The sequence below is a fragment of the Streptomyces sp. WAC04114 genome (genome assembly GCF_019733245.1).
In the GTDB taxonomy this organism is placed as follows: Bacteria; Actinomycetota; Actinomycetes; order Streptomycetales; family Streptomycetaceae; genus Streptomyces; species Streptomyces massasporeus_A.
The window spans coordinates 45,052-65,455 of the sequence record NZ_JAIGQA010000019.1 but is presented as its reverse complement, the minus strand read 5'-3'; the positions used below and the strand labels follow the sequence as shown (position 1 = coordinate 65,455).

The following is a 20,404-nucleotide window of genomic DNA, read 5'->3' as shown; positions in this document are numbered from 1 at the left end:
CCCCGGCTCCCCCGCCTTCATGCCCCCGGAAGCTACACGCTTGTTCGACGTTGCGCTCCCCCTACCGGCGAGAATCGCCCCGGATCGCCGAAATTCCTCTCATTCCAGGTTGACCGCGCCAAACAGCTGTGGCCCCGCCCCTGAGCAGGGACGGGGCCACATGAGCCACCAGTCGATCAAGAACCGGTCAGCGCCAGGTCAGCCCGATCAGAGCCCATCAGAGCCCATCGGAGCCCGGTCAAAGCCCGATCAGCTCGTACCGAAACCGACCGCCAGATATTCCTTGTCCCGCACGGTCGACCGCTTGCTCGCGTACACCTTGGACATGTACAGGTGTCCCTCGGCGTACAGGAACTCGGAGTACTCCGGCGACATGCTGGTCTCCACGTCGCGGACCGACTCGTTCGCGGGATTCTGCAGCAGCGTCGTCTCCTTGAAGCTGCCCCCGGCGATGCTCACGACCTGTCCGCCCTTGTCGTAGGGCGGACGCTTGTACGCGATCAGGTTGCCGCCGTCCATGCGCAGCGGCGAGATCGTGTAGCCGTCGCCCGCGTCCGCCCGCTGCCCGGTCTGCTTGCCGGTGGCGAGGTCGAAGGCGACGATCTCGTTGGTCTGGCTGTACTTGCCGGTGCCGTCGTGCTCCTCGGTCGGCAGGTACAGCCGGTCGTTGCCGACCGCCAGCAGGTTGCAGGCCTCGACGCGGGTGATGCCCTCGCAGCGGGCCGCGAACTGCTCACCCGGCGCGGAGATGCGCGTGCGCAGCTTGCCGGTCTTGCTGTCGATGGAGAAGAAGTCGGAGATGCCGCTGCCGTCGCCCGCGGAGTCGCCGACGTCGGCGGCCACGACCAGCGGGTTGGTCGACACGATGCTCGCGTACTCGATGCCCTCGGTCATCTTGTACTCCGAGATCACCTTCCCGGACTTCGGGTCGATGGTCTGGATGTGCAGCTGCCGCTGGTCATACGAGCCGCACTTGCGCACCGCGACCAGCTTCTCCCCGCCGCCGTACCCGGCGTCGTAGCAGGAGTCGGTCGGCTTCGGGCTCCACAGGAGCTTGCCGGAGACGTCGAAGGCGGCGCCGCCGCTGGTGCTGCCGACGGCGACGGTCTTCCCGCTCAGCGTGATGTTGTCGAAGTTGATCAGCTGGTCACCGGTCTTGACGGTCTTCGTCCACAGCCGCTTGCCGGCGTCGAGGTCGATGAGCGCGATCTGGCTGCACCCGTGCGAGGGGTCGGCCTTGGTGGGCATCGCCGGCTGGTAGAGGATCGCCGTCAGGTTGTCGTCGGTGACGTGACGGCTGGCCTGGCAGACCGGACCGGCCAGCGGGAGCTTCCACAGCTCGCTGCCCTTGTCGCGGTCGTAGCCGACGATCTGGGCGATGCCGCTCTTGACGTACGCCTTGTCGGTGAGCCACGAGCCGGAGACGACGACCGTGCTGTCGTTCTTCACCTCGGGCGCCGGGACCTGGAAGAGGACCTTGGCGCTGGGGTCGGACGGCGCCTTCTCCTTGCCGGAGGTGGTGCCGCCGTTGTCGTCGTCCGTGCCGCCGGTGCCGCCGCTCTGACCGGCGGTGTCGTTCTGCCTGCCCTCGTCCTTGCCGGACGAGGCGTACCAGACGCCGCCGCCGATGATCAGGGCGATCGCCACGACCGCGGCGACGATGATCAGCATCTGCGCGTTGAGCTTCTTGCCGCCGCCGGGCTGACCTGCCTGCGGCGGGTACGACATGGTCGGCTGCTGCGGATAGCCGTAACCGGGCTGCTGCCCATACCCCGGCTGCCCATAGCCCGGCTGCCCATAAGGCGCCTGCTGCGGCTGCCCGTACGCCCCCGGCTGCTGACCGGGGTAGCCGTAGCCGGGCGCGCCCTGCGGGGGCTGGGGGGCCTGCGGAGGCTGGGGCGCCGGAGCTCCCTGCGGATACCCGTACCCCTGCGGAGGCGTGGGCGGGGTCTGTGGCGCGGCCGGCGGAGGCGTCTGCGGAGCCTGGGGGTAGCCGTACCCCGGCTCAGGGGCCTTGCCGAGGTCCGGCCCGCCCCCCTGCGGGGTCTGCGGCGGCTGGTCCTGGGGCGGCCCGAACCCGCCCCCCTGCGGGGGCTGCTGGGGCGGCGGAGGCGGCGGCTGGGTCATGGCGTGGGTACCTCGAAGACGGGGACGGACGACGGGGGGAGCTCGGAAGAAGAAGGAGGAAGAGTCACTTGCCGTAGGCGAGCATCAACTTCTCCTTCGAGTCGTCGTTCCCGCTCAGCCGGGTGGTCGAGATGTAGAAGCGCCCGTCCACCCAGTCGATGTCCTTGGAGAAGAAGCTGTCCTCGATGTCCGCGGCACCCTCGGGGTTCTGCAGCAGCTTGGACGGCTTGTGGCTGCCGCCGCCGGTCGGGATGGACACGATCTGCCCGCCCGCGTCGTACGACGGCTGCACGTAGGCGATGAGCTTTCCGCCCTCGGTCTTCACCGGCAGCATCGACTCGTCGGAGGGCGACTTCACGCGCCACTTCTCCTTGCCGTTGGCGAGGTCGACCGCGACGATCTCGTTGGCGCCGGTGGTGGCCTCGGTCGGCAGGTACAGCGTGGTGTCGTCGACGGCGACGCCCTGGCAGCCGGTGAGGTTGCGTTCGAGGATGGCCCAGCCGCACTCGGGGGCGAAGTCCTCGTCGAAGCCGACCTGCGAGCGGAACTTGCCGCCGGAGGTGAAGGTGGAGATGTTCCAGGCCTTCTTGTCCTCGTTGGTGCTGTAGACGACCAGCGGGCTCACCGAGTAGGTGCGCGCGACCCGCCAGCCCTTGTCGAACGGCTGGGTCCACCTGGCCTTGCCGGTCTTCGGGTCGAGTTCCTGGATCTCGTCGTGCTCCTTGTCGGAGCCCGCGCCGCAGGAGGAGACGGCGATCAGCTTCTCGCCGCCGGCGAACGCGGCGGGGAAGCAGGCGTTGCCGTACTTCTTCTTGTCGAAGAGCTTGTCGCCGTTGGTGACGTCGTACGCCGTGCCGGACTGGGAGCGGCCCACCATCAGGGTCTTGCCGGTGATGGAGAGTTCCACGGAGAGCGTGGAGTCGAACAGCGCGCCGTCGGCGACCTGTTCCTTCCAGCCCTTCTCACCGGTGACGAGGTCGATCTCCTGGAGCTGGTTGCACTTGGCGCGGTCGCTGCTGCCGCTCATGTACGCGACGACGATCTTGTCGTCGGACGTCTTCTGCGGAGTCGTCGCGCAGATCTTCTGCGGGAAGGTGATGGCGTCCCAGGACGGCTTGCCGTCGCCGACGTTGTACGCGGACAGCTGCTTGTAGGCGGCCTTCACCGCGGTCTTGCCGGTGATCCACATGCCGTCGGCGTCGGCGCCGGAACCGGGGGCGTCGGGCGCCTCCTTGTACCAGAGGACCTTGGCCTCGCCGGCCTGGCGGCCCGCGTTGAGGTCCTCCGGGTCCTCCCCGCCGTCGCCGCTGCCGTCACCGGGGTTGACCGGGGCGGAGGAGCCGGGCTTGGCGTCGTCGGTCTTCTGCGCGACGGGCTTCTTCTTGCCCTTGCCGTCGTCGCCACCGGTGACGGCCCACACCGTGCCGCCGACCACGAGCAGCGCGGCGACCGCGGCACCGATGATCATGGCGGGCTTGCCCTTGAAGGGGTTGTTCGAGCCGCCCCCGGGCGGGGTGCCGGGCGCGCCGGGGTACTGCGGCTGCTGCGGGTAGCCGTACCCGGGCTGGCCGTACGGCCCCGGCTGCTGGGGCTGGCCGTAGGGGCCGGGGTTGTACGGCCCCGGCTGCTGCGGCTGCCCGTACGGACCGGGCTGCTGCGGAGGCTGCTGCGGATAGCCGTACCCAGGCTGCGGCGGGCCAGGCTGCGGCGGACCCTGCGGGGGCGGCGGCGTCTGGGGCGCGCCCTGGGGCGGCGGCGGAGTCTGCGGTGCCCCGTAACCACCGCCCTGCGGCGGCTGGTTCTGAGGTGCTCCGAAGCCACCGTGCGGCGGCTGACTGGGCGGCTGAGTCATCAGCGGCTCCCCCGTTCGATCACTGATTTTTAGCCACGCCCTGAGTTGCTCAACAGGCTCAGAGTCGCTTCATAAAGTTCTAAGACGACTCTTTGTATCACCAGGTTCCGACAGCGACCGGGCCGTCCCACCCCCTGTTCCCAAGGGAGGACCGGCCCGTGATGCCGTCGTTATGCGTCTTCACGCACCCTTCACGCGTCCTCGGCGAGTTCCAGCCAGCGCATCTCCAGCTCCTCGCGCTGACCGGCCAACTCCCGCAGCTCCGCATCCAGTTCGGCCACCTTCGCGAAGTCCGTGGCGTTTTCGGCGATTTGGGAGTGGAGCTTGGTCTCCTTCTCGGAGACCTTGTCGAGCTGCCGCTCGATCTTCTGGAGTTCCTTCTTGGCGGCGCGCTGGTCGGCGGCGCTCTTCTCCGGGGCCGCGGTCTGCGACACGGCGGCGGGGGCCGAGGCGGCCGCGGCCTCCTCCATGCGCTGGCGCCGCTCCAGGTACTCGTCGATGCCGCGGGGCAGCATCCTCAGGGCGCCGTCGCCGAGCAGGGCGAAGACCCGGTCGGTGGTGCGCTCGATGAAGAACCGGTCGTGGGAGATGACGATCATGGAGCCGGGCCAGCCGTCGAGTACGTCCTCCAGCTGGTTCAGCGTCTCGATGTCGAGGTCGTTGGTGGGCTCGTCGAGGAAGAGGACGTTGGGCTCGTCCATGAGCAGGCGCAGCAGCTGCAGCCGGCGGCGCTCACCACCGGACAGGTCGCCGACGGGCGTCCACTGCTTCTCCTTGGTGAAGCCGAACGTCTCGCACAGCTGACCGGCGGTCATCTCGCGCCCCTTGCCGAGGTCGACGCGCTCGCGCACCTGCTGCACGGCCTCCAGCACGCGCGTGGCCGGGTCGAGTTCGGCGACCTCCTGGGAGAGGTAGGCCAGCTTCACCGTCTTGCCGACGCGGACGCGTCCGCCGACGGGCTGGGTCTCGCCCTCGGACCGGGCTGCCTCGGCCATGGCCCGCAGCAGGGACGTCTTTCCGGCGCCGTTGACGCCGACGAGACCGATCCGGTCGCCGGGCCCGAGCTGCCAGGTGACGTGCTTGAGGAGGACCTTGGGGCCCGCCTGGACGGTGATGTCCTCCAGGTCGAACACGGTCTTGCCGAGCCGCGAGGACGCGAACCGCATCAGCTCGCTGCTGTCGCGGGGCGGCGGCACGTCCTTGATGAGCTCGTTGGCGGCCTCGACGCGGAAGCGCGGCTTGGACGTACGGGCGGGCGCACCGCGGCGCAGCCAGGCCAGCTCCTTGCGGACCAGGTTCTGCCGCTTGGCCTCCTCGGTGGCGGCGATGCGCTCGCGCTCCGCCCGGGCGAAGACGTAGTCGGAGTAGCCGCCCTCGTACTCGTAGACCGAGCCGCGCTGGACGTCCCACATGCGTGTGGCCACCTGGTCGAGGAACCACCGGTCGTGGGTGACGCACACCAGCGCCGACCTGCGGGTCTGCAGATGCCGGGCGAGCCAGGCGATGCCCTCGACGTCGAGGTGGTTGGTGGGCTCGTCCAGGACGAGCAGGTCCTGCTCCTCGATGAGCAGCTTGGCGAGCGCGATCCGGCGCCGTTCACCGCCGGAGAGCGGGCCGATGACGGTGTCCAGCCCCTTGGGGAACCCCGGCAGGTCGAGCCCGCCGAACAGGCCGGTCAGTACGTCCCTGACCTTGGCGTCGCCCGCCCACTCGTGGTCGGCCATGTCGCCGATGACCTCGTGGCGGACGGTGGCCTCGGGGTCGAGGGAGTCGTGCTGGGTGAGCACGCCCAGGCGCAGCCCGCCGGAGTGGGTGACACGGCCGGTGTCGGCGCTCTCCTGCCGGGCGAGCATGCGGATGAGCGTGGTCTTGCCGTCGCCGTTGCGGCCGACGACACCGATGCGGTCCCCTTCGGAGACGCCGAGGGAGACGCCGTCGAGCAGGGCGCGGGTGCCGTACACCTTGCTGACGTTCTCGACATTGACCAGGTTGACGGCCATTACTCTCCTGCCAAGGGGGATGGATCGATCCCCCAGGGTAGTCGCGCGGCGGGGTGCTCCGGCCGGGCCGGTCAGCCGCCGTCCGCCGCTTCCCGGCGGCGCTGGTAGCGCCACACGTCCAGCAGCCGTTCGTCGCCCCTCAGCTCCTCGCCGACGGGGCCGATCCGGTGCTCGGCCTCCACGCAGCGCGGATCGTCGCGGTAGGCCAGGCCGGACACGGCGTCGATGCGGATCTCCTGACGCTCGTCATGGGTCAGGGCGACCAGGGCGTCCCCCACCTCGGGCTCGTTCCCCCGGTGGTGCCCGAGTCGGCGGCACGCGGCCTCGCGCACGCCGGAGTCCTCGTCACCGGCCAGGGTGAGCACCATGGCGAGGGCCTCGGGGCGGACCCGGGAGCGGCCGTCCCCGGAGTGCTCCAGGGTGTCCGGCACCAGGGCGCGCACCCTCGGGTCCGGGTGGGTGAGGTGCGACAGCCCCACGGCCTCGATCTCGGGGGCGCTGTCGTGGGTCATCGCGTTCAGGAGGGCGGCCAGTACCTCCGGGTCCTCCTCCTGTTCGGCCCAGGGCACCAGCTCCCTGCCCCGCTCCCAGAACGGATCACCCCCCTTGAGAGGGTCGCCGAGGATCAGGAACAGCAGGATCTCCGCCGCGAGCAGCCGGTGCAGCCGGTCGGGGTGGTTGAGGAGGTCCCGGGTCCACTGCCAGGTCTCCTCGTCCAGCCGGCGGCCGAGGGTGAACACCACGTCCGACCAGACGACGTGGTCCCGGTCGGGATGGGTGAGGGCCCGGTCGACCAGTTCGTCGAAGGGCGTACGGATCCCGTAGCGCTGCTCCATGGAGGTGAGGATCGCCCGGTGCTCGTCGCGCACGGTCGTCGTGCCGAGCGTGAGCTGCTCGCACCACCAGCCGATCTCGTCGTCCACGACCCTGATCCGCTCGATGGGCCCGGTGAGGCCGGTGATGCGGCGCAGTTCGGCCTCGGCGCCCGCCTCCGACCACCGCCGGGCCCGGGCCAGCATGTCGGCGCGCGCCGGTGCCGGGAGCGGGATCCGGCTGGTGGCGAGCGCGTGGACCAGGAGGTGTGCCCCGCAGTCCACGGCCCGCGTCAGCGGGGTGCTCCCGTCGGGCAGCGGGCGCAGGGGATCGGCACCGCCTTCGAGCAGCGCCTCGGCGACGGGGGTGTCGTACGCCGCCACGGCCAGGCAGAGGACGGGCAGGCCTTCCGCGAGGGTGTCGGGGTCGGCCCCGTCGTCCAGCAGGGCCCGGACCTCGTCCGGGTCTTTGCGCCGCACGGCCTCGACCAGTCGCTCCACGCCTGTGCTCCCCCTCGTCGACGACCCGGGGGAGCCTAGACACCCGTCGGCTGCCGGGGCACGTGATTAACCGGCGGCCGCCACCGTCGCGCCGGGGGCGGGGCCCGATGCCGTACGCGCCGTCCGGCACGTCCCGGACGCCATCAGCGCCTGCGCCACCGCGCCGGCCGACTCCGGGTCGCGGACCAGGAACGCGGTGGTCGGGCCGGAGCCCGAGACGAGTGCGGTGAGGGCGCCCGCGGCCCGGCCCGCGGCCAGGGTGCCGGCGAGTTCCGGGAAGAGGGAGAGCGCGGCCGGCTGGAGGTCGTTGGAGACGGCCGCGGCGAGCGCGTCCGGGTCGCCCTTGGCGAGGGCGGCGAGGAGCTCTCCCGAGGGGACCGGTTCGGGGATGTCCGTGCCCTCGCCGAGCCGGTCGAACTCGCGGAAGACCGCCGGGGTGGACAGGCCCCGCCCGGCCATCGCGAACACCCAGTGGAAGGTGCCGCCGACCTCCAGGGGCGTCAGCTGCTCGCCCCGCCCGATGCCCAGCGCCGCCCCGCCGACCAGGCTGAACGGCACGTCGCTGCCCAGCTCCGCGCAGATCTCCAGGAGTTCGTCGCGGGAGGCGCCGGTCCCCCACAGGGCGTCGCAGGCCACCAGGGCGCCGGCGCCGTCCGCGCTGCCGCCCGCCATGCCGCCGGCCACGGGGATGTCCTTGGCGATGTGGAGGTGCACGTCGGGGCTGCGGCCGTAGCGTTCGGCGAGCGCTTCGGCGGCCCGTGCGGCCAGGTTCGTACGGTCCAAGGGGACCTGGTCGGCGTCCGGGCCGTCGCAGGTGATGCGGAGCTCGTCGGCCGGGGTGACGGTGATCTCGTCGTAGAGGCCCACCGCGAGGAAGACGTTGGCGAGGTCGTGGAAGCCGTCGGGGCGGGCGGCGCCGACCGCCAGCTGGACGTTGACCTTGGCCGGGACGCGGACCGTGACGCTCACGCGGTCTCCTTCTCCTGAGGCCGGTCGGCCTTGTGCTCGGCGATCCGCGCGAACTCTTCCACGGTCAGCGACTCGCCCCGGGCCTGCGGCGAGACCCCGGCGGCGACGAGGGCCTCCTCGGCCGCCGCGGCGGATCCGGCCCAGCCGGAGAGGGCGGCCCGCAGCGTCTTGCGGCGCTGGGCGAACGCCGCGTCGACGACGGCGAACACCTCGCGCTTGGAGGCCGCCGTCTTCAGCGGCTCGCTCCGGCGGACCAGGGAGACCAGGCCGCTGTCGACATTGGGCGCCGGCCAGAACACGTTCCGTCCGATGGAACCGGCGCGCTTGACCTCGGCGTACCAGTTGGCCTTGACCGAGGGGACGCCGTAGACCTTCGAGCCGGGCGGGGCGGCGAGCCGGTCGGCGACCTCCGCCTGGACCATGACGAGGGTGCGCTCGATGGTCGGGAAGGTGTCCAGCATGTGCAGCAGCACCGGAACGGCCACGTTGTAGGGCAGGTTGGCGACCAGCGCGGTCGGGGCGGGGCCCGGCAGCTCGGTGACGTGCATGGCGTCCGAGTGGACCAGGGCGAACCGGTCGGCGCGCTCGGGCATGCGGGCCGTGACGGTCGCGGGCAGCGCCCCGGCCAGCACGTCGTCGATCTCCACCGCCGTGACCCGGTCGGCTGCCTCCAGCAGCGCGAGGGTGAGCGACCCGAGGCCCGGGCCGACCTCGACCACCACGTCGTCGGGGCGGACCTGTGCGGTGCGGACGATACGGCGGACGGTGTTCGCGTCGATCACGAAGTTCTGTCCGCGTTGCTTGGTCGGGCGCACGCCGAGGGCTGCCGCGAGCTCGCGGACGTCGGCGGGGCCCAGAAGGGCGTCGGGGGTGGGGCTGCTGGTCACGGGGACAAGGGTACGGGGGGTTTCACAGGGCCCGGTTTCCCAGCCTGGTCGTCATCCGTGCAAGCGGCCGCCGCAGTGGGGCCATGGGCTCGCGCCCCGTCGGACGTACAGCTTCTTCGCCCGGTATGTCTGTTCCGCCGCCGGTGCGTCCTGGGGGCGGCCGCTGCCGCCGAGGGCCTGCCAGGTCCGGGTGTCGAACTGGTAGAGGCCGCCGTAGGTGCCCGAGGAGTCGACCGCGTCGGGCCGGCCGCCGGATTCGCAGGCGGCGAGGCCCTGCCAGTCGAGGTGGTCGGCGCCCCGGACCGAGGCCGGGCGCTGCTTGGTGCCGACCTTCACCACCTGCGGGCGCGGCTCGCGCACCACCTCCGACTTGATCCGGCGGGGCTTCTGCCGGACGCCGTTGACCGTGCGCAGGGCGAAGGTGATCCGCCGCAGACCGGGTTCGCCCGCCCGCTCCACGACCTCCGTGCCCCGGAACAGCGTCGGGTCCTCCGTCCGCCGCACCTGGAAGGGAATCGGCTCCTCGCGGACCTCCCGACCGCCGGTGATCCGCAGCACGGTCACGGTCTGCCCGTCGCGCGGGAAGCTGCCCTGCGGGACCGAGGTGGTGTCCTGGCCGTGCAGGGTGATCCCGGCCTCCTCGACGGCCTCCCGTACGGTCGCCGCGTTGGTGCGCACGGTGCGGGCGCGGCCGTCCGCCATGATCGTGACCGTTCGCTCGGTGCGCACATCAAGCGCGAGTCCCTCGCGTCCGATGCGCCGCGAGCGCGAGGTGGAGACGTACGCGCCCTCCTGCCGTACGCCGAGCTGCCGCAGCGCCCCCTCCACCGTGTGGGCGGTCGTCCACACCTGACGGCGGTGTCCGTCGAGGGTGAGCCGCACGGGGCGGGCGTAGTGCACGGCGACCTCGTCGCCGCTGCTGATCTCCGTGCCGGGCCCGGGCGCCACCACGTCGTGGGCGCCGATCTCCACGCCCTCCTCCGTCAGCAGCTCGGTGACGTCGTCGGCGAAGGTGTGCAGCGTGCGGGTCTCGCCGTCGACGTTCAGCTCGATCGCCTTGTCCTTGGCGACGAACGCCGTGGTGCCGCCCGCGAGGAAGGCGACGACCAGGGCCTGCGGGAGCAGGCGCCGCATGGGGCTGTCGGGGCGCTCGGCGTAGCGGGCGGCCTTGCGCCGGCGCGCGGACCTGCGGTGTGAGCCGTTGCGCGCCGCGGCACGCGACCCGGCGCGCGCACCCGTGCCCGGGTCGGGGTACCCCGCGAACCCGCGCCCGGGCTCGCCGTCCGGAGCCCCCTGCCGGGGCAGGCCGGGCAGGGTCGGCACCTCGTGATCGGGCAGGGTCGGCGCCTCGTAGGAGGGCAGGGTCGGCGCCTCGTAGGAGGGCAGGGTCGGCGCCTCACGGCCGGGGAGGGTCGGCGCCTCGCGGGCGGGCCGGTAGGTGTCCTCGCGGGCGGGCCGGTAGGTGTCCTCGTAGGCGGGCCGGTAGGTGTCCTGGTAGGCGCCGGGGGCCCCGGGTGTCCCGTGGGCGAGCGTCTGTGCGCTGTGCAGGTCGGCCGGTGGCGCGTCGAAGCCGCCGTACACCGGGTCGGCGTAGGCCGGGCCATACGTCTCGTACGTCTCGTACCGCGCGTTGCTCACGCCGCTCCAGGGGCCGGAGGGGTCCAGAGGGGTCCGGATCGGGCCCCCAGAACCTAGCGGAGCCGTCGTCACTCTCCAAAGCGACGCGACTACGCACAGTCGTGCGGTGAGGTCGGCGGCGGGGTCAGTATCCGAACGCGCGTGCCGTGTTGGCGCCGAGAGCCGCGGCCAGCGTGTCCTCGTCGATGCCGCGCACCTCGGCCATGGCCCGCACGGTGATCGGCACGAGGTACGGGGCGTTGGGCCGGCCGCGGTAGGGCGCCGGGGTGAGGAAGGGCGCGTCGGTCTCCACGAGGAGGAGCTCCAGCGGGGCCACCGCCACCGCGTCCCGCAGGTTCTGGGCGTTCTTGAAGGTGACGTTGCCGGCGAAGGACATGAAATAGCCCGCGCCCGCGCAGATCTCCGCCATCTCGGCGTCGCCGGAGTAGCAGTGGAAGACGGTCCGCTCGGGAGCGCCCTCCTCCTTCAGCACGCGCAGGACGTCGGCGTGGGCCTCGCGGTCGTGGATGACCAGGGCCTTGCCGTGCCGCTTGGCGATCTCGATGTGGGCGCGGAAGGACAGCTCCTGCGCGTCCTTGCCCTCGGGCCCGGTGCGGAAGTAGTCGAGGCCCGTCTCGCCGACGCCCTTGACCTGGGGCAACGCGGCGAGCCGGTCGATCTCGGCGAGCGCGTCGTCCAGGGCCGCCCGGCCGCCGGGCTCGCGGGCGCCCTGCCGCGACCAACCGTCGGGGTCGCCGTGCACGATCCGGGGCGCCTCGTTCGGGTGCAGGGCGACCGTCGCGTGGACGGCGTCGTGCGCGGCGGCCGTCTCCGCGGCCCATCGCGACCCCTTGATGTCGCAGCCGACCTGCACGACCGTCGTCACTCCGACCGACGCCGCCTTCGCCAGCGCCTCCTCGACCGTGCCGGACTGCATGTCCAGGTGGGTGTGGGAGTCGGCGACCGACACCCGGAGGGGCGCCGGGAGGGGCGGGGCCGCGTTCTTGTCCTGGCGGCCGGAGTCGTTCGAAGGCATGCCCCGATCCTACGAAAGGGGTCTGCGAGAGAGGCACGCCCTCCCCGATGGACGAGAGAGGCACGCCCTCCCCGATGGAGGAGGGCCGGGGAGGGCGTGAACAAGGGAAGCCGGACGGGTCAGCTCGCCTTGCGCTGGAAGGGGTGCAGCAGGTCGGACAGATGCCAGTGGTGGTGCTCGCGCTGCTCCTGGTCGGCCATCGCCCCGGACTCGGCGTCCGCGGTGGGCGCCGAGACGGGCCCGCCGGGCGGTGGCACGCGGGAGGGCCGGTGCGCCGCGTCACGCGCCGAGGCGACCCGCCCGGGCCGCATGATCCGCACGACGTGACTGTCGCAGTTGTGGCACTCGGGCTTGCTCAGCGGGGAGGGCACGACCTTGCCGTCCGCGACGTAGAGGACGAACTCGTGACCCGCGCCGTCCGTGTGGTGCTCTATCTCGTACGACTGCTCCCAGCCGTGCCCGCACCGCATGCAGGCGAAGGAGTAGGACTCGTTGACGACTGCGGTCGCACCGGCGCGGAGCCCGGTCTGCCCTGCGATCTCACTCATGCCAGCTCCTGTTGGTCCGCTGTGGCGTGAGGACGATTCCGTCCCCGCAGCCCAGTGGACTCCTCTGCCGGAGCGATGGCAGCAGACCTGTCGACTATTGGCCCCGATTTGGGCGTCCCTTGCCCCTGCGCCCCTTGCGCTTTGCCCAGACATGGGGCGCACGCTCAAACGACATGCGCCCTGCTCAGAGGGTGTTCAGCGCCCCCTTGGGGGCGCTGGGAACTGCGCGATCAACCCCACACAACCCGCGCCCCGCAAAGCACCCGAAGCCCCACCCCGAACCCGGTCACCCCGCCGCGTTCTTCGCAGCGACCACGGCATCGAACACAACCCTCTTCGGCACCCCGGCCTCCACCGCCACCGCGGCGATCGCCTCCTTGCGCCGCTCCCCCGCTTCCTCCCGCACCCTCACCCGCCGCACCAGCTCCTCCGGTCCGACCTCCTCGGGCCCCTTCTCCGGCGCGCCCTCCACGACGACGGTGATCTCCCCGCGCACGCCCTCCGCGGCCCACTCGGCCAGCTCGCCCAGTCCGCCCCGCCGTACTTCCTCGTACGTCTTGGTCAGCTCCCGGCACACCGCGGCCCGCCGCTGCGCCCCGAACACCTCGGCCATCGCCGACAGCGTGTCGTCGAGCCGGTGGGGCGCCTCGAAGTAGACGAGCGTGCGCCGCTCGTCGGCGACCTCCCGCAGCCGTCCCAGCCGCTCCCCCGCCTTGCGGGGCAGGAAGCCCTCGAAGCAGAACCGGTCGACGGGCAGTCCGGACAGCGCGAGCGCGGTGAGCACCGCGGACGGCCCGGGCACGGCGGTGACCCGCACGTCCCGCTCGACCGCGGCGGCGACCAGCCGGTACCCGGGGTCGGACACCGACGGCATCCCCGCGTCGGTCACCAGCAGCACCCGCGCGCCGCCGGCCAGTTCCTCGACCAGCTCCGGCGTGCGGGCGGACTCGTTGCCCTCGAAGTACGACACCACCCGGCCCTTGGGCGTGACGCCGAGCGCCTGGGTCAGCCGGCGCAGCCGCCGCGTGTCCTCGGCGGCGATCACATCGGCTCCGGCCAGTTCCTCGGCGAGCCGGGGCGGGGCGTCCGCGATGTCGCCGATGGGGGTGCCTGCGAGTACGAGGGTTCCGATCACGCTCCCATCCTCCCAGGGGCGGGGGGTGCGGACTCCTCCCAGGGGCGGAGGATGCGGACGCATACCGGCCATGCACGGGACTCACACAGAACGGTTCCCTACGATGGCGCGGTGACCAGTACCGCGTCCTCCACGGACACCCGGCAGGGCCAGGCGCCGCTCGACCAGCGGCCGTCCTGGCAGCAGCGGCTGCGCCGCTTCGGCTACCAGGGGCAGCCCAGAAGCGACGCCCGCGACGTCCGTGACCGCTTGGTGCCGCCGTACACCGAGCCCTCCCCGCGCCTGTGGGCGGCGCTCGGCGTCCCGCACAAACTCGCGGTGCGGCTGGTGCGCTGGTCGGGCTGGATCGGCCCGCTGCTGGTCACGCTGCTGGCGGGGGTGCTGCGGTTCTGGAACCTGGGCAGCCCCAGGGCGGTGATATTCGACGAGACGTATTACGCCAAGGACGCGTGGGCGCTGATCCACCGCGGTTTCGAGCTCAACTGGGACAAGAACGCCAACGACCTGGTCCTGTCCTCGGGCGGGCACGTCACGCTTCCGACGGACGCGGCGTACGTGGTGCATCCGCCGGTCGGCAAGTACGTCATCGGGCTCGGCGAGCTGATGTTCGGGTTCGACCCGTTCGGCTGGCGGTTCATGACGGCGCTGCTCGGCACGCTGTCGGTGCTGCTGCTGTGCCGGATCGGCCGCCGCCTGTTCCGCTCCACCTTCCTGGGGTGTCTCGCGGGCGCGCTGATGGCGGTGGACGGGCTGCACTTCGTGATGAGCCGCACGGCGCTGCTCGACGGTGTGCTGATGTTCTTCGTGCTGGCCGCGTTCGGCTGTCTGCTGGTCGACCGGGACAGGGCCCGCGAGAAGCTCGCCGCCGCGCTGCCGCTGGACGAGGACGGCCGGGCGCGTCCCGACCGGCACACGGCGGAGACGGCCCGCCTGGGATGGCGCCCCTGGCGCTGGGCGGCGGGCCTGATGCTGGGCCTGGCCATCGGCACGAAGTGGAACGGCCTCTACATCCTGGCCGCGTTCTGCCTGATGGCGGTGTTGTGGGACGTCGGTTCGCGGCGGGTCGCGGGTGCGCGTCACCCGTACGCGGCGGTCCTCAAGCGCGACACGGGCCTCGCGTTCCTCGCCACGGTCCCGGTCGCCCTGCTCACCTACGTCCTGTCCTGGACCGGCTGGATCCTCTCCGCGACGAACGGCTCCGGCGGCTACTACCGCAACTGGGCCGCGACCAGCGGCAAGGGCGGCAGCTGGACGTTCCTGCCCGACTGGCTGCGCAGCCTGTGGCACTACGAGCACCAGGTGTACGAGTTCCACGTCGGCCTGTCCTCGCCGCACACGTACCAGTCCAACCCGTGGAGCTGGCTCGTCCTCGGCCGCCCGGTGTCGTACTTCTACGAGTCCCCGGCCCCCGGCAAGGACGGCTGCCCCGCCGACGCGGGCGAGAAGTGCGCCCGCGAGGTCCTCGCCCTCGGCACGCCGATGCTGTGGTGGGTCGCCTGCTTCGCGGTCCTCTACGTCCTGTGGCGCTGGTTCTTCCGCCGCGACTGGCGCGCGGGCGCCATCGCCTGCGGCATCGCGGCCGGCTACCTCCCCTGGTTCATGTACCAGGAGCGCACGATCTTCTTCTTCTACGCCGTCGTCTTCCTGCCGTTCCTGTGCCTGGCGGTGGCGATGCTCCTCGGCGCGATCATCGGCCCACCCCGCTCCTCCGACACCCGCCGCGTCGCGGGCGCCACAGCCGCGGGCGTCCTGGTCCTGCTGATCGCCTGGAACTTCATCTTTTTCTGGCCCCTGTACACGGGCCAGGCCATCCCCATCGACGACTGGCGGTCGCGGATGTGGCTGGATACGTGGGTCTAGCTGGGCGGAGGTGTCACGGGGGTGCGGCAGTCTGCCGCACCCCCTTGGTCGTCGGTGGTCGCCAACTGCTGTAGCGCGGGCCGCCCTCGGACGGCCCGAAGACGGCCCCGCGCCGAACCTGGGCAGATGTGTGGACCGCGCGACGGGTGATGCGGGACCTGCGCTTACGTTGCCGACGGCCCGCTGCCCCATGGACCCCGGAACCACCGTGTAGGCGGGCCAACTCTGCGGCAGAATCTCTCAAGTTCGATGCAAGCGGCCGGGGGGCCGACACTCTGCGATGACGACTACGGGGGAACAGTTGCCGTTGGGCGGACCCATCCCGATTCCGAACCATCTGAAGTTGCCACCGGGACGCCAGCATTTCGTCAGGCGGCTTCGTCGAGCATGGCGGTCACGGAAGGCCTTGAAGGGTGTCACCCAGTGGGTTCTGGACTGGGGACTCCCGATGGCCGTCTGCCTGAGCGTGCTGTACGTCTTCGCCGCCCGAGCGGAGAGCCCCAGTGGGGTGTACCGAGTCTTCGCCCTCATCGACGCCCCGCAGCATGTCCTGTTGTGGTTCGCGTCGCTCATCGGCTGGCTCCTTGTGCCTGCCATCATCGGTGGATTCGCAGGGCACGTGATCGCCGAGCGCATCAGTCGGGCGAAGTCGATCTCGACGCACACCCTCTTCAAGCAGCGTAAGTTGCGGCAGCGCCTGCGTCTCCCCGGGCTCATCGATGACCTGACCGCCTACTTTCACGGAACCATCGCACAGCAGGACTTCGTTGATGCCTGGGTGCGAGTGGCTCACCGCAACGACTGGTCCAGAGCACAGGATCACTGGGAAGTCTTCGTCCGGGACACCATGTCGACCCAGCAGTACGCCCATCTCGACCGCCACGAGTGCCTGCGCCAGGTACAGAACACGACAAAGATGGCACTGCGCGTCTTGGCTCGCAGCTATGGGATCTGCATTGTCTGTGAGAGGAGGAGGTGAGTCGTGCGATCAGATGACGCCGTGGAGATTGTGCGAGCATCGCTGGCACTGGCTTTCCCGACAGCAAGCACCGAAGGTCTCACACGAGCTGCGGAAACGCTGATCCGCTGGGGCGCGGAGGATGTTGAAGAACACCTTGACCAGCCATTGATCGCTCGGATGTTGCTTGATCTGCTTGAGCTTGCCGGGGTGGAGCCCGAGTATTTCCGGCCTGCAGAACGAAGCTGGCGGGTAGGCGCCCTCATGGAGGCCGCAGCGCGATATCGCACCTGGTCGCACTCCGAAGGCATGGAACCGCTGCCGTTCCTGCCAAGACCCCCGGACGAACCCAGCGGCCCCCGCAATCCAGACGACCCCTTCGGGCCACCTCGCGGTCCGCGAAGGGGCTGAGGGCGCCTCTCCGCCTTCAGGCAGATGAAGCCTCAATCTTCTGGCCCCCGCACACCGGCCAGGACATCCCCTCGACCGCCGTCGGTCGCGGATGTGGCTGGACTCACGTGGCTCTGATCTATGTTCGGTCACAAATCGAAAGGCCCGCCCCCGTGGTAACCGCTTGCGCATAGAGTGCCCCCGGGACCGAGCTTTCTGAACGCGTTCAAAGGGGCGCGGAAGGCTCAACGGGGAGGGGATCACCCGATGAACAAGGGGGTCAAAGTCGCCGTCATAGGCGGGGTGTTCGCGGTGATGGTGGGTGGGGCCGGGTACGGCGCCTTCAACATCGTGAGCGCGCTGAGCGGTGACGGGGGCGGCGCCGGCGGGGTCGCCGCGGAGAAGCGGTCGGGGCCGCCCGGGGAGGACGAGGTCAAGGAGACCTCCGCCAAGTTCTTCGCGGCCTGGCGGACGGGAGCGGCCCCGGAGGCGGCGTCGTACACGAACAACGACGCGGCCGCCGAGCGGCTGCTCGGCGCCTTCGCCGACGACGCGCACATCACCGACGTGAAGATCACGCCGGGTGCGGCCCGGGGTACCACCGTGCCGTACACCGTGAAGGCGAAGGTGGCCTACGGCGGGAAGTCCGAGCCGCTGAGCTACAAGAGCGAGCTGAAGGTCGTGCGCGGGCTGACCACGGGACGGGCGCTGGTCGACTGGCAGCCGTCCGTCGTGCATCCCGAGCTGAAGAAGAACGACACTCTCGTCACCGAGCAGTCGGCCACCCCGCCCATCGAGGCCGTGGGCCGCGACGGCACCGTGCTGACGAAGGAGAAGTACCCCTCCCTCGGCCCGGTCCTGGACGCCCTGCGTGACAAGTACGGCGAGAAGGCCGGCGGCAGCCCGGGCATCGAGCTGGTCATCCGGCACGAGGGCGACGGCGCCCCCGACACCCCGCTGCTCACCCTCGCCAAGGGCAGGCCGGGCAAGCTCACCACCACCATCAGCCCGAGCGCGCAGGCGGCGGCCGAGAAGGCCGTCAAGCGGTTCGCGCAGTCGTCGGTGGTGGCCGTCAAGCCCAGCACGGGCGAGGTGCTGGCCGTGGCCAACCACCGTACGGACGGCTTCAACGCGGCCTTCGAGGGCCAGGCGGCGCCCGGCTCCACCATGAAGATCATCACCGCCGCGATGCTCATCGACAACGGCGTGACCTCGATGAACGGCCCGGCCCCCTGCCCCGACACCGCCGTGTGGCAGAGCCAGACCTTCAAGAACCTCACGACCATGAAGCCCAACGAGAACGCCACACTCGCGAACAGCTTCATGCGGTCCTGCAACACCGCCTTCATCAAGCTCATCGACGAGAAGCCGCTCACGGACGCCTCACTGACCCAGGAGGCCGAGGAGCGCTTCGGTCTGGGGCGGGACAACTGGAAGACCGGCATCGCGTCCTTCGACGGCCGTGTCCCCGCGGTCGACGGGCCGGACCGGGCGGCGGGCGCGATCGGGCAGGGACAGGTCCAGATGAGCCCGCTGAACATGGCGTCGGTCACAGCGACCGCGATCACCGGCGCCTTCCGCCAGCCCTACCTGGTCTCGCCGAAGCTGGACGGCCGGGAGCTCGCCCAGGCCCGCGGTCTGCGGTCGAGCACCGCCGCCCAGCTCAAGCAGATGATGCGGCTCACCGCCACACAGGGCACCGCCGCACCGGCCATGGCCCGGCTCGGCGGCGACATCGGCGCCAAGACCGGTTCCGCCGAGGTCGACGGCAACGCCAAGTCCAACAGCTGGTTCACCGGATTCCGCGACGACATCGCGGCGGCGGCCATGACCGAGGAGGGCGGCCACGGCGGCGACGCGGCGGGCCCTATTGTCGCAGCCGTGCTACGAACAGGTGGCTGATCTCACCTCCGGAGGACGGGACTCTAGGGTGGTGGCCGTCGTTGGGACAGCTGGGGCCTGTTACAGGCCCTGAGGGCAACGGGGACCCTGGGGATTCGCGGAGGAAAGAACAGCAGTGGGCAACAGAAGGCGCGTCGCCGAGCGACGGAAGTCGAGACCCGCCGTGATCGGCGGGGTGATCGCCGTGGTCGTCGTGGGCGCCGGGGCCGGGGCCTACGCGCTGTACGGCGGCGGCGCCGCTGCCGACGACGGGACGCGGGCATCGGACGGGAAGGCCGAGGTGAAGACCGGCCCGCTGTCGCCGGCCGAGGTCACCACCACCGCCCGCGCCTTCCTCACCGCCTGGCAGTCCGGAAAGGTTCCCCAGGCCGCCGCGGTCACCGACGACCCCTCCGCGGCCCGGCCGCTGCTCACCGGCTACACCAAGGACGCCCACATCAAGGACGTCACCCTCACCCCGGGCAAGCCCACCGGCGACAAGGTGCCGTTCTCCGTCAAGGGCACGGTGTCCTACAAGGGCACCGACAAGCCGCTGACGTATGACAGCGCACTGACCGTCACGCGCCGCACCGCCGACGGAAAGCCCCTGGTCGACTGGAACTCCGCGGTCGTCCACCCGGACCTCAGGGACGGCGACGAGCTGGTCACCGGCGAGGCGGGCACGCCCCCGGTCAAGGCCCTCGACCGGGACGGCGGCGAGCTGACCAAGCAGAAGTACGCGTCCATCGGCCCGATCCTGGACGGACTGCGCGAGAAGTACGGCAAGAGGGCGGGCGGCAAGGCCGGTATCGAGCTCCGGGTCGTGCGCGGCAAGGCCGCCAAGGCGAAGGACCTCTCCGACAAGACCCTGCTGGAGCTGAGTGAGGGCACGCCCGGCACGGTGAAGACCACACTGGACCCGGCGCTGCAGGCGGCCGCCGAGAAGCAGGTCGGGAAGAAGGCGCGCTCGTCGGTGGTGCTGCTGCGCGCGTCGACCGGCGAGATCCTGGCCGCCGCCAACGCCTCCCCCGGCTTCAACACAGCGTTCCAGGGCTCCCTGGCCCCCGGCTCCACGATGAAGGTCATCACCTCCTCGCTGCTGCTGGAGAAGGGCCTGGCCTCGGCCGACAAGAAGCACCCGTGCCCGAAGTACTTCACGTACGGCCACTGGAAGTTCCAGAACGACGACAAGTTCGAGATCAAGAACGGCACCTTCAAGGCGAGCTTCGCCCGCTCCTGCAACACGGCCTTCATCAGCCAGGCGCCCAAGCTGAAGGACGACGACCTGACCAAGGAGGCCCAGCAGGTCTACGGCCTGGGGCTGAACAACTGGGCCATCGGTGTGCCGACCTTCGACGGCGCCGTGCCGGTGCAGTCGGCGGCCCAGATGGGCGCCTCGCTGATCGGGCAGGGCGGGGTCCGCATGAACCCGCTGAACATGGCGTCGGTGTCGGCGACGGTCAAGTCCGGCACCTTCCACCAGCCCTATCTGGTCTCCCCGGACGTCGACGGACGCAAGCTGGCGAAGGCCGCGCGCACGATGCCGGCGAGCACCCTGTCCCAGCTGCGTGAGCTGATGTCGTACACGGCCGCGTACGGCACGGCCGCGGAGGCGATGGCCGGGGTGAGCGGCGACGTCGGCGCGAAGACCGGATCGGCCGAGGTCGACGGGCAGAAGAAGCCGAACGGCTGGTTCACGGCCTACCGGGGCGACCTGGCCGCCGCGGGTGTCGTCCAGCAGGGCGGGCACGGCGGCTCGACGGCCGGCCCGATCGTGGCGGCGCTACTGAAAGCGGGCGGCTGAACACCCCGGCAGACGACGAGCGGGGGC

At 71.1% G+C, this 20,404-nt stretch carries 14 protein-coding genes; 4 read left to right on the top strand and 10 right to left on the bottom strand.

All coding sequences use genetic code 11. The features are described from left to right. Positions 1-249: 249 nt before the first annotated feature. From K4G64_RS08475 to rsmI, 10 genes are all read right to left on the bottom strand, one after another. Positions 250-2,127 carry a PQQ-binding-like beta-propeller repeat protein gene (locus K4G64_RS08475; protein ID WP_221755409.1) on the bottom strand — a complete coding sequence of 626 codons (1,878 nt, stop codon included), beginning with the start codon at positions 2,125-2,127 and terminating at the stop codon, positions 250-252. 64 nt (positions 2,128-2,191) lie between these two features. Continuing rightward, on the bottom strand, positions 2,192-3,979 hold the full coding sequence (locus K4G64_RS08470; RefSeq protein WP_221755408.1) for a PQQ-binding-like beta-propeller repeat protein: 1,788 nt from the start codon (positions 3,977-3,979) through the stop codon (positions 2,192-2,194). 191 nt (positions 3,980-4,170) lie between these two features. Continuing rightward, positions 4,171-5,979 (bottom strand): ABC-F family ATP-binding cassette domain-containing protein, encoded by a 1,809-nt coding sequence (locus K4G64_RS08465; RefSeq protein WP_221755407.1) that lies wholly within the window; start codon positions 5,977-5,979, stop codon positions 4,171-4,173. Between the two features lie 71 nt (positions 5,980-6,050). Continuing rightward, positions 6,051-7,292, bottom strand: coding sequence for a HEAT repeat domain-containing protein (locus K4G64_RS08460; protein WP_221755406.1), 1,242 nt, complete (start codon positions 7,290-7,292; stop codon positions 6,051-6,053). A 66-nt stretch (positions 7,293-7,358) separates the two neighbouring features. Continuing rightward, complete coding sequence (locus K4G64_RS08455) at positions 7,359-8,261, bottom strand: 4-(cytidine 5'-diphospho)-2-C-methyl-D-erythritol kinase (RefSeq protein ID WP_221755405.1); 903 nt, start codon at positions 8,259-8,261, stop codon at positions 7,359-7,361. Then, positions 8,258-9,148 carry a 16S rRNA (adenine(1518)-N(6)/adenine(1519)-N(6))-dimethyltransferase RsmA gene (gene rsmA, locus K4G64_RS08450; RefSeq protein WP_221755404.1) on the bottom strand — a complete coding sequence of 297 codons (891 nt, stop codon included), beginning with the start codon at positions 9,146-9,148 and terminating at the stop codon, positions 8,258-8,260. Before rsmA ends, K4G64_RS08455 begins: the two co-directional genes overlap by 4 nt. 51 nt (positions 9,149-9,199) lie before the next feature. Continuing rightward, positions 9,200-10,786: a ubiquitin-like domain-containing protein gene (locus tag K4G64_RS08445; RefSeq protein ID WP_308122279.1), complete on the bottom strand. Its 1,587-nt coding sequence runs from the start codon at positions 10,784-10,786 to the stop codon at positions 9,200-9,202. A 124-nt stretch (positions 10,787-10,910) separates the two neighbouring features. After that, the gene (locus tag K4G64_RS08440; protein WP_221755403.1) at positions 10,911-11,801 is read right to left on the bottom strand and encodes a TatD family hydrolase; all 891 of its coding nucleotides are present in this window, start codon (positions 11,799-11,801) and stop codon (positions 10,911-10,913) included. Between the two features lie 119 nt (positions 11,802-11,920). Continuing rightward, on the bottom strand, positions 11,921-12,349 hold the full coding sequence (locus tag K4G64_RS08435) for a hypothetical protein (protein WP_221755402.1): 429 nt from the start codon (positions 12,347-12,349) through the stop codon (positions 11,921-11,923). A 286-nt stretch (positions 12,350-12,635) separates the two neighbouring features. Further along, positions 12,636-13,484: a 16S rRNA (cytidine(1402)-2'-O)-methyltransferase gene (rsmI, locus tag K4G64_RS08430; RefSeq protein WP_221755401.1), complete on the bottom strand. Its 849-nt coding sequence runs from the start codon at positions 13,482-13,484 to the stop codon at positions 12,636-12,638. Between the two features lie 111 nt (positions 13,485-13,595). Between rsmI and K4G64_RS08425 the strand changes: the two genes are divergently transcribed. From K4G64_RS08425 to K4G64_RS08410, 4 genes are all read left to right on the top strand, one after another. Then, entirely contained in the window at positions 13,596-15,344 is a 1,749-nt protein-coding gene (locus K4G64_RS08425) for a dolichyl-phosphate-mannose--protein mannosyltransferase (protein WP_221755400.1), read from the top strand. 301 nt (positions 15,345-15,645) lie between these two features. After that, a complete protein-coding gene (locus K4G64_RS08420; protein WP_374206388.1) occupies positions 15,646-16,323 on the top strand; it encodes a DUF6313 family protein in 678 nt (225 codons plus the stop codon). Between the two features lie 636 nt (positions 16,324-16,959). Continuing rightward, positions 16,960-18,594: a penicillin-binding transpeptidase domain-containing protein gene (locus K4G64_RS08415; RefSeq protein WP_221755398.1), complete on the top strand. Its 1,635-nt coding sequence runs from the start codon at positions 16,960-16,962 to the stop codon at positions 18,592-18,594. Positions 18,595-18,709: 115 nt separating this feature from the next. Continuing rightward, the gene (locus K4G64_RS08410) at positions 18,710-20,377 is read left to right on the top strand and encodes a penicillin-binding transpeptidase domain-containing protein (RefSeq protein WP_221755397.1); all 1,668 of its coding nucleotides are present in this window, start codon (positions 18,710-18,712) and stop codon (positions 20,375-20,377) included. Positions 20,378-20,404: the final 27 nt, after the last annotated feature.

What these genes read in the sequence shown, in the direction of transcription:
- K4G64_RS08415 (WP_221755398.1), top strand. Translation starts at nt 16,960, where the DNA reads ATGAACAAGGGGGTCAAAGTCGCCGTCATAGGCGGGGTGTTCGCGGTG.
- K4G64_RS08440 (WP_221755403.1), bottom strand. Translation starts at nt 11,801, where the DNA reads ATGCCTTCGAACGACTCCGGCCGCCAGGACAAGAACGCGGCCCCGCCC.
- K4G64_RS08475 (WP_221755409.1), bottom strand. Translation starts at nt 2,127, where the DNA reads ATGACCCAGCCGCCGCCTCCGCCGCCCCAGCAGCCCCCGCAGGGGGGC.
- K4G64_RS08470 (WP_221755408.1), bottom strand. Translation starts at nt 3,979, where the DNA reads ATGACTCAGCCGCCCAGTCAGCCGCCGCACGGTGGCTTCGGAGCACCT.
- K4G64_RS08465 (WP_221755407.1), bottom strand. Translation starts at nt 5,979, where the DNA reads ATGGCCGTCAACCTGGTCAATGTCGAGAACGTCAGCAAGGTGTACGGC.
- K4G64_RS08435 (WP_221755402.1), bottom strand. Translation starts at nt 12,349, where the DNA reads ATGAGTGAGATCGCAGGGCAGACCGGGCTCCGCGCCGGTGCGACCGCA.